The sequence below is a fragment of the Nostoc sp. T09 genome, assembly GCF_002154695.1.
Taxonomy (GTDB): Bacteria; Cyanobacteriota; Cyanobacteriia; order Cyanobacteriales; family Nostocaceae; genus Aulosira.
Window position 1 is genome coordinate 33,035 of record NZ_MTAV01000001.1, and the last position, 14,905, is coordinate 47,939.

Annotated in this window: 11 protein-coding genes and 1 pseudogene; 4 read left to right on the forward strand and 8 right to left on the reverse strand. The window is 41.4% G+C overall.

What is annotated here, in order from left to right:
* Positions 1-45 precede the first annotated feature (45 nt).
* Positions 46-1,176: a CO2 hydration protein gene (locus BV372_RS00140; protein ID WP_086681394.1), complete on the forward strand. Its 1,131-nt coding sequence runs from the start codon at positions 46-48 to the stop codon at positions 1,174-1,176.
* Positions 1,177-1,322: 146 nt separating this feature from the next.
* On the forward strand, positions 1,323-2,180 hold the full coding sequence (locus tag BV372_RS00145) for an oxygenase MpaB family protein (protein ID WP_086681397.1): 858 nt from the start codon (positions 1,323-1,325) through the stop codon (positions 2,178-2,180).
* A 263-nt stretch (positions 2,181-2,443) separates the two neighbouring features.
* Here the strand turns inward: BV372_RS00145 and BV372_RS00150 are convergent, their stop codons facing one another.
* The 7 genes and pseudogenes from BV372_RS00150 to BV372_RS00180 all read right to left on the reverse strand — a co-directional run bounded on the left by BV372_RS00150 (position 2,444) and on the right by BV372_RS00180 (position 9,738).
* A complete protein-coding gene (locus tag BV372_RS00150; protein WP_086681400.1) occupies positions 2,444-4,471 on the reverse strand; it encodes an ATP-binding protein in 2,028 nt (675 codons plus the stop codon).
* 71 nt (positions 4,472-4,542) lie between these two features.
* On the reverse strand, positions 4,543-5,811 hold the full coding sequence (locus BV372_RS00155; protein WP_086681403.1) for an ATP-binding protein: 1,269 nt from the start codon (positions 5,809-5,811) through the stop codon (positions 4,543-4,545).
* Between the two features lie 168 nt (positions 5,812-5,979).
* Positions 5,980-6,727: pseudogene (locus tag BV372_RS00160) on the reverse strand (Uma2 family endonuclease).
* Positions 6,728-6,843: 116 nt separating this feature from the next.
* A complete protein-coding gene (locus tag BV372_RS00165) occupies positions 6,844-7,773 on the reverse strand; it encodes a methylenetetrahydrofolate reductase (RefSeq protein WP_086681406.1) in 930 nt (309 codons plus the stop codon).
* 60 nt (positions 7,774-7,833) lie between these two features.
* The gene (gene trpS, locus BV372_RS00170; protein ID WP_086681410.1) at positions 7,834-8,844 is read right to left on the reverse strand and encodes a tryptophan--tRNA ligase; all 1,011 of its coding nucleotides are present in this window, start codon (positions 8,842-8,844) and stop codon (positions 7,834-7,836) included.
* A gap of 197 nt (positions 8,845-9,041) precedes the next feature.
* Positions 9,042-9,353, reverse strand: a complete 312-nt coding sequence (locus tag BV372_RS00175; RefSeq protein ID WP_086681413.1) for a helix-turn-helix transcriptional regulator — start codon at positions 9,351-9,353, stop codon at positions 9,042-9,044.
* A complete protein-coding gene (locus tag BV372_RS00180) occupies positions 9,340-9,738 on the reverse strand; it encodes a type II toxin-antitoxin system RelE/ParE family toxin (RefSeq protein ID WP_086681416.1) in 399 nt (132 codons plus the stop codon). The genes BV372_RS00175 and BV372_RS00180 overlap by 14 nt, the downstream gene beginning before the upstream one ends.
* Positions 9,739-9,980: 242 nt before the next feature.
* Between BV372_RS00180 and BV372_RS00185 the strand changes: the two genes are divergently transcribed.
* Positions 9,981-11,549, forward strand: coding sequence for a B12-binding domain-containing radical SAM protein (locus BV372_RS00185; RefSeq protein WP_086681419.1), 1,569 nt, complete (start codon positions 9,981-9,983; stop codon positions 11,547-11,549).
* A 1-nt stretch (position 11,550) separates the two neighbouring features.
* On the opposite strand, the gene BV372_RS35805 is transcribed toward BV372_RS00185, so the two are convergent.
* Positions 11,551-11,697: a hypothetical protein gene (locus BV372_RS35805; RefSeq protein ID WP_179197926.1), complete on the reverse strand. Its 147-nt coding sequence runs from the start codon at positions 11,695-11,697 to the stop codon at positions 11,551-11,553.
* Positions 11,698-12,437: 740 nt separating this feature from the next.
* On the opposite strand from BV372_RS35805, the gene BV372_RS00190 reads away from it, so the two are divergent.
* On the forward strand, positions 12,438-14,357 hold the full coding sequence (locus BV372_RS00190) for a S8 family serine peptidase (RefSeq protein WP_086681422.1): 1,920 nt from the start codon (positions 12,438-12,440) through the stop codon (positions 14,355-14,357).
* Positions 14,358-14,905: the final 548 nt, after the last annotated feature.

Below are 14,905 nucleotides of genomic sequence, written 5' to 3' on the forward strand. Positions count from 1 at the left end.
GCAATTACAAATAAATAATATTTTTACTGTTTTGGAGAAAAAATAATGGTAACGATACAAAATAAGCCGTATAACAATCCCTTAGCTGAGTATATCAAACGCCTACAAACAGGTGAAGCACTACTTGCTGATAGCTCACAGAATGTTTTAGAAGTAGTTGGCATTCTCAAAAGCTATGGTGTAGTTCTAGATGCATATTCAAACAATCTTATCTACATTGCCGATCATCAATTCTTAGTATTTTTTCCCTTTTTTAAATACTTTAATGGTAAATTTTCTTGGCAGAAATTATTCCGTCACTGGTGGCATGACAGAATTAATTTTGAATATGCCGAGTATTGCATGAAGTCCATGATGTGGCATGGTGGCGGTGGACTAGATACATATTTAGATACTAAAGAATTTCAAGCAGCAGCCCAAGCTGTAATTGCAGCCAAATTTAAAAATAATCCCTTAGTGCAGGTAGTAAATAAACTGTTTCCCGATTTCTTAATTGAACAGTTGCGTGTTTCTGCATACTACAGTGGTTTGGGGCAATTCTGGCGTGTTATGGCTGATATCTTTCTAAACCTATCAGACCGCTATGACCGAGGCGAAATTCAAACAATTCCCCAAGTTGTAGATCATATAAAAGCAGGGTTAGTAGCAGATGCAGCCAAGCCAATTACTTACGAAGTAAAAATTGATAACAAAGTTTATGAAATCCTGCCTAAAAAACTTGGTCTAACCTTCTTAGCAGATACAGCAATACCTTATGTAGAAGCAGTTTTCTTTCGGGGAACTCCTTTCTCTGGGACAGTTACCTACAACGCTCAAGCATATCAAATTCCCCCCGATCAAGCTCGCTTTCAATATGGTGCATTATATGCAGATCCTTTACCCATTGGTAGCGCTGGTATTCCTCCCACCTTATTAATGCAGGATATGCGGCATTATCTGCCAGAGTATTTGCATGAAGTTTATCGTCGCACTCCTCGCGGTGAAGATGATTTACGAGTGCAAATTTGTATAACTTTCCAAAAATCGATGTTCTGTGTAACTACAGCCGCGATTTTGGGATTGATGCCTTATCCTTTAGATAGTGAAGATCCATCTGAACAACAAGCGAATCAAGTTTATTTAGAAAAATGGATGGAACGTTTCCAAACTTCGCGTTTGCTGGATGTTAATCAGTAAATCAGCACATTTTTTCAGATAAACGACAGAATATGCTAATCTACGAAAGTAAGTTTTTAGGCGTCTATCCCTAACTTTACTTTCGTTTTTTTTGCTGACGCTGTCTGTAATTAATAAACCTTGCCTAATTGCAGGATCAATCTCAGATGTATCTCAATCGCTACAAAAATCTCCATCTGATTCAGCAACTCGATCCTGTGATAGATCATTGCCAAATTTATCGCATAATGATTGGCTACGAATTTCCTTGGGAAATGACAAGAGCGCTGGAAGTGTCTTTAATGCGAACTTACTGTATTCCCAGCATTTCTAAATTATTGGATAAAACAGGGGAATTTTATCACCGTCCGCAAAAACGGTATGACGATACAGGCATAATTGTAGGGGAAATTGGCAAGTGGGGTTACGATAGCGATCGCGGCAAACAAGCCATGCAACGTATGAATGCAATCCACGCCCGCTTCAAGATTGACAATGCCGATTTTTTGTATGTACTTTCGACATTCATTTACGATCCAATTCGCTGGAATGCCAGTTTTGGTTGGCGGTTGATGTGCGAACAAGAGAAATTAGCAGCTTTTTACTTCTGGCGGGAAGTAGGGAAGCGGATGCATATTCAAAATATCCCCGAAACCTACGAAGAATTTGAACGCTATAACCGCGACTACGAACAGGAAAACTTTCGTTATTCTGATACAAATCGCCGAGTAGGAGAAGCAACCCGCGATTTGTTTTTGAGTTGGTTTCCTGGTTGGATGGGTTCAGGTTTAAAACCTTTAGTATATGCTTTACTTGATGATACAATGCTCAATGCCTTTGGGTTTGAACATCCTTCCCCATTCCTGCGATCGCTGCTTGCAAATATACTCAAACTCCGAGCTAGATTATTGCGTTTCTTCCCACCGCGAAATCAGCCACACTTCTTTATTGATTATCCTATTCGTAGTTATCCAAATGGTTATGAAATAACTAATTTAGGTCCAGCAGAAAATGGTAAAAGATGAATTTTTGACAATTGGAGAAAAAGTGCGTAGACGCAAAGCAGTGAGGGGGTCGCAGTCTTGGATGCCACTTGCTTCAAGCCGGGGAACCCGTCCAAGGCAGTGGCTCCGCTTTCCGTCGATTGCGTTAGCGCAGCGGTAGCGACGCAGGAGCGTCACCCCCGAACCCGGAGGGCTTGTCCTTGGACATCACTAATTCCAAGAAATTAGACAGAACTCTTGCATTCTCCTCTGCGCCTCTGCGTGAGAAAAAAATCCTTATAACCCTAAAGATTCAAATTTAATAGCTTAGATATTGCAGGCAATAATTGATTAGCAGTTCTGACTAATGTTGCAGAACTTGGTAAACCTGCAAGTGTACCTATCAAAATCTTCAGCGAAGTTCTTGCTAACCTCCGCATACGCCCTTCTTCAGGATTTTTGCCAGCTTCAGCTAAGGCAATTACCTGCTCCAAAGCTTCTGCTTTATCTTCAGGATTTAATTCTCTATTGGTGACAATTTCTGTTTGCAACTGTTGGAGTAAATTTGCCAATCTTGCTGCTTCCGGATCGTCTAAATTTTGCAGTTGAGCAATACTACTATTAACTAAATGAGTAGCATCACTAACTGTCACATCGCCTAAATCGATGCCTTGATTTATATTTATGCTTTGCTCACCTAGATTAATTGGGTAACTGATAATTATTGAGTCACTCAGTTTTTCAACATATTTGCCGTTCGTAATTACAACTCTCTCACCGCTTCTAAAAATCTGTGTCTCATGTTGGGCAGCAACTAAAGCTGCCTGTATAACTTTATTATCAGGCTGAAGTATTAATGCTTGTCTAAATTGTTCTTTTGCCGCTTCAAATCTATTTTGCTCCATTAGTTCTTGTCCATAACTGAGCAAAGCTTGAACAAATCCTTCCTTATTGCGGATTGGATCAACTTTATAGGCTCGGGCATACAGTTCTACTGCTTCGTCAAAATCTTTGACATCTATGCATACCTCAGCTAGCCTAAACAGAGCATCAAAGTGGTTGGGATTAATTTGTAATACTTGTTCATATAGCTTGAGTGAGTTTTGGATATCATTATGTTGATATAGCTTTGTTGCTTGTTGATATATGCGATCGGCTTGCCGATCAAGTTTCTCTAGTTCCCAAATTTCTCTTCGCAAAGGATACCGCTTAATTAGCCAGCGACGCACTAACTCAACTGTAATTTTGTAAGTATTCAGGTAATATAACTCTGGGATCTCAGAAACCCCTAATTGCTTGAAGAAGCCCCATTCTAGCAATCTCTCCTCTGCCGTATGAAATGGCTCAGTCAAAACAACCCCGCACTGCACAAGCTGTGTTAAGGGTTCTCCTTTAACTACTGAGTTTTTCTGCTGTTGGGCTTGTGCTGCTGTTGAGAAAACTACTCGTTCAGGAATTGGCAATCCATCCCGGAACCATGCTAAACCAGCCTCGCCAATCTCGATCGCCTGCTCTACAATATTTTCTACATCTTGGCGGTTCACTTGCCAGCGTTGCTCATCCCTAGCCTCTGAGAAAAGCGCAAAGCAGATCACTTGCGTAAAATAGGGATGTCCTGCTGAAAGTTCCCAAATTGCCTCTATAGCATCAGGTTCATATCTAAGAATTCCTTCAGCAGGTTTAACAATTAGCCGTTCTGTACTGTGTCTATCCAACAGACCAATTTCCCGATGGGGAGCCTGCCTAAATAAACTCAGTAAATTAGGCATATCATCTAATTGCCGCCCCACAACTGGAATAATAAAAAGTTCCTTGTGCCAATAGACAATCGACTGGAGACAAGGAAAGAAGTGAGAAACAGCTGAATCTTCGTTAGAATCACCCAAAACATCAAACTCATCCAGCAATAGTACTAAATTCTTCCCGTCTATTACTTGATAAATTTGGGGCAAGAAATTATTGAAAAATATTTGTGCATCTTCCTCCAAATCTCTTTTTGAAGGTAAGGCAACTTGGAGGTAGGACAATTCGAGGTAATCAATAATATCTCTTGCCAACTCATGGAGAACTTCACTTAGGGACTTCTGACTTTTACCTTCTAGGGACAAAGGCACGAACAAGAATTGCTCTAGAGTGATAAAGTTAGGAATTTGGGATAGTACAGACGACTTGCCAATCCGTCGCTGACCATGCAGCAAAATCACCTGTGCCCTTTTATTGAGATTGTCTTGGACAAAATTGAATAGATCTTCACGGCCAAAAAATAGCTCTGGTTCGTAAATTGGGCGACCAATAATGTAAGGATTATCTTCCCAATCGGTTGAAGAAACCATTCTTGCCAAGCCCTCCCCGGAGGAAGTAGATCCATCTATACCTTAAGCATAAGGCAGGTGACAATTACTTCTCAAGTAGGGTCGCCCCCAAGTTTACGCACAATCCATACTAAAGACTGGACTACATCTCGATGTTGCCAGACCCAACGTATTGCTTTTTTGACTGTTCCTGCTTGCTCACGGCTCATCAAATTGAGAAAAACTTTCTCCCGTCCTTCCAGTTGCGTCTCATTAGTGTTGTAGATTTCTTGAATCACCCACCACTCCATCATCGATGAATTAAAAGTGTAGACGATTTTCCCTTCATCTAATGTGCGCAGAATAACTCCTCTTTCCTCCAAATCAATCAGTTCTCGACTCCGTTGGCTGAAAACTAGGTCAATGTCACCTAAAGCGTAGCGAGTGTTTCTATTTAAGCGACCTTGGAGGCGCACAAGGGCAATCAACATCAACAGAATCTGCTCTTCCTCAGTAGAAAATCTCCATGTATCTCGAAAGTATTGCTCGGTAGCGCTTTCAAAATCCCGTGTGAAAGACTGAATATCAGGGATTTGTCCTGCTTGGATAGTGTCATAGAGCAGATAACCTGCATTTTGCAGCAGTGCTGGGTGTCCGTCAATGATGTCTAAAACTCCTGCTCTCAAATTACCAGGAATAGGAATGTTAAGTCGGGCATTCACTTCATTAGGGGGTAATGGTCTGAGGAGTCGGAAGAGATAATGGTTATACCACGGCGAACCACCTGGTGTGATTGTCGGACCAAGTTCGTTGAGGCGGCGAAAAGTGGTAACAATAGTTGAGAGATATTTACCTTCATTGCTGTGAACTGCTAAATCGCGGAATTCACTTAAGAAGGTGAGCATTTGGGCTTCAGTGTATTGGTCATTTGGATGCAGAGCTGCATCATAATCATCTAGCAACAACAACAAGAACTTATCACGCTGCCCAATTTTCCGCAGCATCCGACGCAAGTCTCCTTTCTCTACTCTTTCTTCCTGCAACAACTGCTTAATATCAGCTTCTAGTGATTCATCACCTTCAGCTTCATCTTGCAGTAGGCTGAGGATTTCTCGCCAAAAACCCGAGGGAGTGAAAGGACTTATACCTGTACAGTTGATGGAAATAATCAATGCTTTTGTTGCATCTCGTCCTCGTGCTTGCCAGACTATCGGTGAAGCTAAGTACCTCAACAGAGAAGACTTGCCCATGCCAGGACTGCCATAGATAGCCAAGTGAGCACGTCTGGAAATTTGATCGAAAGCGATTCTAACTTCAGAATTGCGGCCAAAAAAGTAATCTGGAGGTACTGCACCACCAACGAAGAAGGGATTTTGTGACATCTGCTGAGAATCCAGAGGCAATGTAATCAGGTCAAGAATCAAGAGCCAAAGAATAAAACCCAGCTTTTGGTAGAATTTTGGCTCTATAGTTACAGCTTAATTACATTATTAACTTGTTGACGCGATCGCATCTTCCTAACGCTACACTCAGCGATCGCAGAAATCAGATTACGCTTCCGGTTCAATACCAAGCGATCGCAATTGAGCAGCTAGGCGATCGGCTCTTTGTCGTTCCTGTTCAGCCCGTTGGGATTCTTGTTCGGCTCTTTCTTCACTAGTCAACAACAAATTACCTTGCTCATCCCACCAGCGCAACCAAGGTAATTCCGCATTTTGATATTGTCCCTGCCAAATACCTAACTCAACTCCCAATGGAGTAATGGGGTAATGTCCCCGTTCATTTGCTGCTTGCTAATAACTGATATTGTCCACCAATGAATTTATAAACTTCGACGCTGGCTTTATTTACTTCATAAATGCCATAAAAGGGAGGACGAATCACCTGCTCATAAATCCAAAATTTTCCTTTCCAAGGAGTTGTGTCTCGTTCTTCACTACCATCCCCAGAGACAAATTCTAAGACAACTAATGGGGCAATAAACTCTCGCCACAGTACATAAGACCTTCGTGTTTTCCCGTCAAGCAAAGGCGGTACATTGCCTACATAAAACCAATCCGGTGCTTCTGCTCCTTTCTCGGGGGGATCTGTCAAGCGCCAGTAAATGCCTAAGTCCTGACCAATACAATATTGACCATCAGGATGTAATTGTTTGAGAACGGGTGTAATCGAATCAGTTAGTAAGATGCTTTGGGGATGCTCTTGCCAATTTTTCACGAAAGTACCGTCCGACTCTGGTAGCTGCGTATGGTCGGGGAAAGGAGTGAGTTCGGTTTCAGGGTTTGTTGCAGAGGTCATAAGGCTACCTTTGCAGGGGTAAGGGTTGTTGTTTAGTTTAGCAATTCAAGGATAGGAGAGGCGCTCGCACTTCCTCTGCTTTGTAATCAGGTAAAAAATGCGATCGCCTCTTTTATTTACTTAGTTAATACCAAATTAACTGGCGCTACTCCCGCCAAATCTAAAATTTCGGGAATCAAATCTTCTCGCTTCACTGCCATCATGTGGACACCATGACACAATTGCCGTGCAATTTGCACTTGTTCGGCAGCGATTTTCACTCCTTCTTCAAGTGGATGTTTTGCTTTTGCTAACCGATCAATAATGTGTTGGGGAATATTTACTCCCGGAACACATTTATTAATAAACTGGGCATTTTTTGCCGATTTAAACAGAAAAATTCCTGCCAAAATTGGTTTTTTATAACCAGCAGCGATGGTGTCCATGAATTTTTCTAAGCGCTCAAAATCTGTGATTAATTGACTTTGAAAAAATTGCGCTCCGGCTTCAATTTTGCGTTCAAATCGACTTTGTAAGCCTGATAAACTCGCACATTGCGGATCGACTGCTGCACCAGTAAATAAATCTAGTGAACCATCTGTTAGCGGTTTTTCATTACAGTCAAACCCTTGATTCATTTTTCTAATTAGTTGCAGCAGCCGCACAGCTTCTAAATCAAAGACAGCTTTAGCATCAGGGTGATCGCCTGCTTTTACTGGGTCGCCAGTCAAAGCTAAAATGTTACGGATACCCAAAGCATGAGCACCCATTAAGTCACTTTGTAAACCAATTCGGTTGCGATCGCGGCAAGCAATCTGACAAATCGGTTCAATTCCATGTTGTAATAAAATTGCCGAAGCCACTAACGAAGACATCCGCAATACTGCTCGGCTACCATCGGTAATATTGACGGCATGAACTCTCCCCTTAAGAGTCGCCGCCATTTGGAGCATGTGTGTTGGATCTCCGCCTTTAGGAGGTGCTACCTCGGCCGTAACTAAAAATTCGCCTGCTTGCGCGGCTCTGCGAAAGGCATTCAAGACTGTCGTACTCTGGGTATCAGACATAACATTCAAGATTTCAATTTTCTTACAGGGTAAAACAAATTACCCATAAAAGCGAAATCTTTAAAGAGGCATAGAGTAACCCAAAGCTGCTTTCACTTCTGCTAGAGTTTGGTTGGCAACTGCTTGAGCTTTTTGCCGTCCCTCCCGCAACACCTTGTCTAGATAGCCTTTGTCATCCATCACAGCCTGATATTTCTCTTGAATCGGTTTTAAGGCTGCGATCGCTGTTTCTGTCAATAATGGCTTGAATTGCCCCCAACCCATATCCTGACACTCAGCTGCTACTTCTTCCTTCTTTTTGCCAGACAACAGCATATATAGTGTTAACAAGTTGTTACACTCTGGACGCTCTGGATAGTCGAAAGTTAAACCACGAATCGGATCGGTTTTACAGCGCTTAATTTTATTAGTAATCTGTTCTGGTGTGTCTAACAAATTAATTCGGCTTAATTCCGAAGGGTCGGACTTAGACATTTTGCGCGTACCATCAGTCAAACTCATCACCCTTGCGCCTTCCTTGCGAATCAAAGGCGCTGGTAGTTTCAGCACTGGTTGATCTGGTTTAGCAAATAAGTGATTAAATCGATTAACAATATCCCGCGTTAATTCCAAGTGTTGCTTTTGGTCTTCACCCACCGGGACAAAATCTGCCTTGTATAGCAAAATATCAGAGGACATCAGCACTGGGTAGTCCAATAAACCCACACCGACATTTTCACCTTGTTTAACAGCCTTTTCCTTAAACTGGATCATGTCTTGCAGCCAGTTGAGGGGTGTAATACAGTTGAGCAACCAGGTGAGTTCGCTGTGTGCCGAGACGTGAGATTGTACAAAAATGGTGGAATAATTTAAATCTAGACCACAAGCTAGATAGAGAGCAACGAGGGTATAGGTATTAGATGCCAACTCTTTAGGGTCGTGTGGCACCGTAATCGCGTGCAAATCCGCGACGAAAAGGTAATTTTCGTATTCACTCTGGGCTTCTACCCAGTTACGAATTGCTCCTAAGTAGTTGCCTAAATGTAAATTTCCAGTTGGTTGAACTCCCGACAGAACGCGCTGCTTGCCCATATATTTCAAGTTAGTTATCTCAAATCCGCGCTATGTAAAGCAGCGGTTACAAAACACATTTAATTTTGACATTTTCTTGGGCAAGTGGGCATTGGACATTGGTCTCCCTTGTCCCCCTCATCTTCATTGTCCTTTTTGTCACCCTCATCCTTAGCCCCTAGCCCCTGTTTCATTGGGACTGCCTAGGCTAAAATGCCCTATGCACTTTGCTCATGTTCTATTGGAGCAAGCTGAATCACTAACCGTTGATTGAGAGCATGAGCGATTTTTTGCAGCATTGAAAGGGAGTGTCCTTCGTAATCAGCATCTTCAAGTCGTGCAATCACAGGCTGTTTTGTACCAACAAGTTCAGCCAGATGTTTTTGTGTTAACCCGGCTTTTGTTCTGGCTTCATAAATCAGTTGTGCTACTTCTGCATTAATGGAGGCTTCTTCCACTAATGCCTCAAGCTCAGGGTCGCTGCTAGTCATTTTCTCAATGATTTTTATCGCATCGCTAGTCTTGACCATCCTCTTGTTCCTCTACGTAGGTGTGAACTTCTGGGTTTTCTTCAAATAAAAGCTTTCGTGCGATCGCCCGTTCAATATCAATTGGAGGTACATCTGCTTCTTCCTTTGTAATGGCGTGTGCGAGAATCGCCACATTTTGCCCATGAAAGAAGTACAGGATGCGGTATTGCATATGAATATGCTTTGCTCGCAGCTCATATATACCGTCACGCAAGTAGTCTGCCGCCGGGCGACGGAGTTGGTATCCTGATGCCACAAGTTGTTTGATTCGAGCAACACAGTTTGCATAACCTTTGCGGTCTTCTTTCAAAAGTCGCGTCAGCCATTCAAGAACAGGAACGTCCCCTTCCGCTTCCTGGTAGAAAACAACACGGGTTTCAGGCACAGAAGCCCCTCTGAATATATCAATATTGTTATATTAGGGCAAGGGAGGAGACGAGACAAACAAACTGTTATCCATTACGATACCTGCCGAGATAATTTTTGGTGCGACTACACCGCTCCTAGTCACCAATCCTCAAATTTATGTACCTTTAGTTAACAAAAGTCGATAAAAGTTAAATTCCTGTCAGATCGAGTAGCAGTAACCTGGGAATAAGTAACTTTTCTCCTCCGGGGTATGTGCTGATGAGAGCCTTACTACTCTGGCCGATAATGCCTAATTCTTTTTGGTCTTACCAAGAGACACTTGATTTGGCAGGTTTACGTTCTACCAATCCACCACTGGGCTTAATAACTATAGCAGCAATGCTGCCTAGTGATTGGGAAATTAGATTTGCCGATCGCAATGTATCTCTAGAAAAAGACGAAGATTGGGATTGGTGTGATATGGTAATCATCTCTGCGATGATTATCCAAAAACAGGATTTTAGAGAGTTAATTCAAAAAGGAGTTGCGTTAGGTAAAAAGGTGGCAGTTGGTGGCCCCTACCCTACCTCAGTACCCGAATTTGCTTTAGAAGCAGGAGCAGAATATCTAATTTTAGATGAAGGGGAATGCACTATTCCCCTGTTTTTAGAAGCTTTGGCACGGGGAGATGAACGGGGAATTTTCCGTTCTCCAGAAAAACCCGATGTCACCCAAACGCCAATTGCACGGTTTGATTTACTCAATCTCGATGCATACTTGGCAATTACATTACAATTCTCCCGTGGTTGTCCGTTTCAATGCGAGTTTTGCGACATTATCAACTTGTATGGACGTAAGCCCCGCACAAAGACACCAGAACAGATGTTGCGGGAATTTCAAACTATCTACGATTTAGGCTGGCGGCGGTATGTGTTTGTTGTGGATGACAACTTTATCGGCAATAAACGCAATGCCAAGATCTTTTTACAAGCCCTCATCCCCTGGATGGAAGCCCACGATTACCCATTTATTTTGATAACAGAAGCTTCACTCAATTTAGCTGAGGATGAAGAATTAGTTGAGTTGATGGTGAAAGCTGGTTTCACCCTGGTCTTTATGGGTATTGAAACCCCAGACACAGAAAGTCTTTTGGGGATTCACAAAGTCCAGAATACACGCAAGGACTTAATCGAATCTTGCCACAAAATTACCCGAGCAGGATTGCAGATTATGTCTGGTTTTATCATTGGCTTTGACAACGAACGTCCTGGTGCGGGAGAGCGAATTCGAGAATTTATTGAGGAGACTGGCATTCCCCAAGGGCAGTTTAGTATGCTGCAAGCATTGCAAAATACGGCAATGTGGAATCGCCTTCAGCAAGAAGGACGATTGGTTGATGGTTTGGGAACCTTCCACCAAGGTGCAATCATGAACTTTAAACCAACACGCCCAGTGGAGGAAATTACAGAGGAATACATCCAAGCATTTTGGAATATCTATGAACCAATGCCTTTCTTGAAACGCACTTTCCGCCACTTTAGGATGATGAACGGGTGGCGGGGAAAAACTCAGCGTAAAATAACTTCGACTGAGATGCGTCTGTTTGCCGCAATTTGCTGGCGACAGGGTGTGGTGCGTTCAACAAGGTGGCGGTTCTGGTGGCAATTAGTAGCAATCGCCTTAACTAAGCCCCGTTTGCTATATGATTACCTAACGACCTTGGGTGTTGGCGAACATTTCTTTAACTTCCGCTATGAAGTTAGAGCGCAGTTGCGAGCTAAACTGGCAGATCTCAAGCAAAATCAACAAGCAGAAAAGGCTACTTATCAGCTAGAGCCTGTTAGTTAAATCAGCTATTTTTGAGGCGATCGCCCTTGAGATGTAAGATGAGAGCGATCGCTTCCTTTTGCTGTACCTGTTCTGTCTGGTTAATACCGCAGATAGCGAAAGAGTTTTCAGGATATTCCACCGAGGCGGAAGACTTAACTTCAACCACACTTGAGAGCCGATTTTTAGTTTACAGAAAAGTTGCGGTTGAGTATTAAGCTTTAGAGATAATCTCTACGATTTTCACTAACAAAGTACAGCAGAAATCCACTTATTTACATTATTATCTTTATACTTGTTGCAAAAGCAGCGTCCGCTACGTACCAAGATTGATATTAGTTTTGAATGCTGCAAAGTAGTACTAAATGTACGAAGTTTAATTTTTTCCATTAGAGATAATAGGCAAAGAGCAGTCTTTCTCTTTTGCTATAACCACTCAGTAATATGTTCCAGAAGTTAACCTTATTAAGCTAGTTTACATCTTAAATATTTTCTTTTTTGAAATTTTATACCAAAGCTTGATTTAGTTTCTAGTTTCCCCAAGCTATGCCTTGTAGGAGTCTTCGCCAAACCTAAACTCTTACCCTAGATACATATTTTTTTTATTGACGTGCTTTAAATTACATGATATGTTTCTAAAAAGAATTTTACTAAAATTTAGATTTATTCCTAAAAAAGCATATCAATATAATTAGCAAAATGCTAATTATCTCGGATCTGCTAACAACTTCTTCGTTTAAAAAATTAGTAAAAATTCCTATCACTAAGCAAGTAATCAGAAATTAGATAAAGTTTATATTGGCTTATTTAAATTTCTGTAAATTCTTGCCGAAACTTTTCTTTTTTGAATAAAAATTTATTGGCATTTTTGTAGTATTTAATAATACTTTTAAAGGTGTTTTTCATTAAATGCGAAACTTATCTAACAAGGCTCATTTAAGTATGAGCGATGACCTTAGAAGAAGTCACATAGAGACAGATGCAAATGATGACCCAGTATCACCCGACTGGATACTAAACAATTTAGATTTTGGCAGTCTCTGGGACTTAAATAAAATTAATGCAACAGTAAAATCGGACTATATTAGAGGCAGCAGTCCTTTAGTCGTGGCAGATGTTGATGATAATCAACCTAATTTAGCTGCCCACATCTGGACAAATTTCAGAGAAAAAACTGGAAAAGAAATTGATGGTGTTCACAGTTGGGACTTTGGCAATAGAGATGATTATCCAATAGGCGATCGCTCACTTAGAGGACATGGAATTCACGTTTCAGGTAGCCTAAGTCTGGTAGGAGTAAACACAAATGACTCAATCATTGCTAAAAATGACTTCCAAGCAAATCATCTAAAGACCGATGCAAACAATAACCCAGTAGCACCTGACAGGATACCCAACGATTCAGATTTTGCCAATCTCTGGGGTTTAAACAAGATTAAGGCACCAGCGGCATGGCACTATACCAGAGGCAGCAAGAATGTAGTCGTGGCTGTCGTTGATACTGGTGTTGATTATAATCACCCTGACTTAGCTGCTAACATTTGGACTAATTCCAGAGAAATAGCTGGAAATGGAATTGATGATGATGGTAATAAGTATATTGACGATATCCACGGTTGGGACTTTGGCGATGGAGATAACAATCCCACAGAAGATCACCCACTAGGAGGTCATGGAACTCATGTTTCAGGTATCCTTGGTGCTTCAGGTAACAATAGACTAGGCGTGATAGGTGTCAGCCCAAATGTCTCAATCATGCCTACGAAGCATTTTAGCTCAAGTGACACAGAAGGGTATTTGTGGGATGTTCCGCAAGGTATCTATTATGCAATAGATAACGGAGCCAAAGTCATCAACCTCAGTTTTGGCTCAAGCTATTTTGACCAAGCTCAATATGATGCTTTGAAATATGCATACGATCGCGGTGTTTTAGTGATAGCAGCAGCAGGTAATAGCAATCAAAATACTGATACCACTCCTCACTATCCAGCAAACTATGATCTTCCTAATATAATTTCCGTTACAGCTACAGATAAAAATGACCAGCTGGCCTATTTTTCCAACTTTGGTGTTAATTCCGTAGATCTAGCCGCACCTGGGGTAAATATCAAAAGTACTCTTCCTAATAATCAATACGCTGAGTGGAACGGCACATCAATGGCTGTTCCCTATGTAAGTGGTGCTGCGGCATTACTTTTAGCTACTAACCCCAATCTTAGTGTTTTAGATCTTAGATATGCCTTACTTTCAAGTGTTGACCAGCTTAATTCTTTGCAAGGCAAAACTAACACTGGCGGTCGCTTGAATGTGCTCAAAGCCTATCAACAGGTTGCTGGCAATAATAACCCGCAGCCTGATATTTTAACAAGCACTACTGTTGTTGCATCTGACGCATCTAAAATTCACATTGAAGCAGAGAACTACAACAATGCCTACGACATAACATCAGGCAATGCAGGTGGAAAATATCGCAGAGATTTAAATGTAGATATCGAGAATACCAGTGATGTTGGAGGAGGCTATGATGTAACTGCGATCCAAACTGGGGAATGGCTAACCTACAATGTGAACGTACTTGAAAATGGATTCTATGACATTCAAGCTCGGGTCGCTACTGGGGATATTGGTCAAAAACAAATTAAAGCTTTAATTGATAATAGCCAAGAGCAAACCCTCACCTTTGGTTATACGGGAGGCTATCAATCTTGGACTAATGCGATCGCACAAGGACTGAATCTGAGCGCAGGTAGTCATGAACTACGCTTAGATATCCTCACAGGTGATTTTAATATCAACTACATTGATTTGATTCCCACAAACATAGCTTAGGGAATACATACCGATCTCTCTAGTAATGCTGATCATCGCCTATTTATAATGGTGTCACTAATCGCACCCTAATAGGTGATTTTAATCATCATATCCTTAAAGGATGTTTCGGTCAGGACATCCTTTAAGATAGTTTGGGAATAGATACCTTTGTCTTCAATTGTGTATCGGAAGGAATTGATGCGATCGCAGACTTCTCTCATCAAGCTCGAGATAAAATTCAGATGATCGACTCTAGCTTTGGTGTAACTTCCACAGACATGAACAAGTTCAGCTACCAAACCGACACAGGAGTTTTAAGCTTTAATAATGGGACAGGAAACATTAAATTTGCTAGCAACTGCTTCAGCTGTTGCCTACTTCTACTGATAAGTTCACAAATCGGATAAGATGGCTAGAGTAAATTTATTTATAAATTTAATATTTATTGGCATCTATCGACGCAGTAAACCTACTATTTTTTCGCAATTATTGAGAGAAAACACCTAGATAAAAGCGGTTTTTGAAGAAAAAAGTTTGACTTCTTTTTGAAAAAAACCTTATTTTTA

Coding starts and splice junctions, on each gene's coding strand:
- BV372_RS00140 (WP_086681394.1), top strand. CDS start 46: ATGGTAACGATACAAAATAAGCCGTATAACAATCCCTTAGCTGAGTAT.
- BV372_RS00145 (WP_086681397.1), top strand. CDS start 1,323: ATGTATCTCAATCGCTACAAAAATCTCCATCTGATTCAGCAACTCGAT.
- BV372_RS00150 (WP_086681400.1), bottom strand. CDS start 4,471: ATGGTTTCTTCAACCGATTGGGAAGATAATCCTTACATTATTGGTCGC.
- BV372_RS00155 (WP_086681403.1), bottom strand. CDS start 5,811: ATGTCACAAAATCCCTTCTTCGTTGGTGGTGCAGTACCTCCAGATTAC.
- BV372_RS00165 (WP_086681406.1), bottom strand. CDS start 7,773: ATGTCTGATACCCAGAGTACGACAGTCTTGAATGCCTTTCGCAGAGCC.
- trpS (WP_086681410.1), bottom strand. CDS start 8,844: ATGGGCAAGCAGCGCGTTCTGTCGGGAGTTCAACCAACTGGAAATTTA.
- BV372_RS00175 (WP_086681413.1), bottom strand. CDS start 9,353: ATGGTCAAGACTAGCGATGCGATAAAAATCATTGAGAAAATGACTAGC.
- BV372_RS00185 (WP_086681419.1), top strand. CDS start 9,981: ATGAGAGCCTTACTACTCTGGCCGATAATGCCTAATTCTTTTTGGTCT.
- BV372_RS00190 (WP_086681422.1), top strand. CDS start 12,438: ATGCGAAACTTATCTAACAAGGCTCATTTAAGTATGAGCGATGACCTT.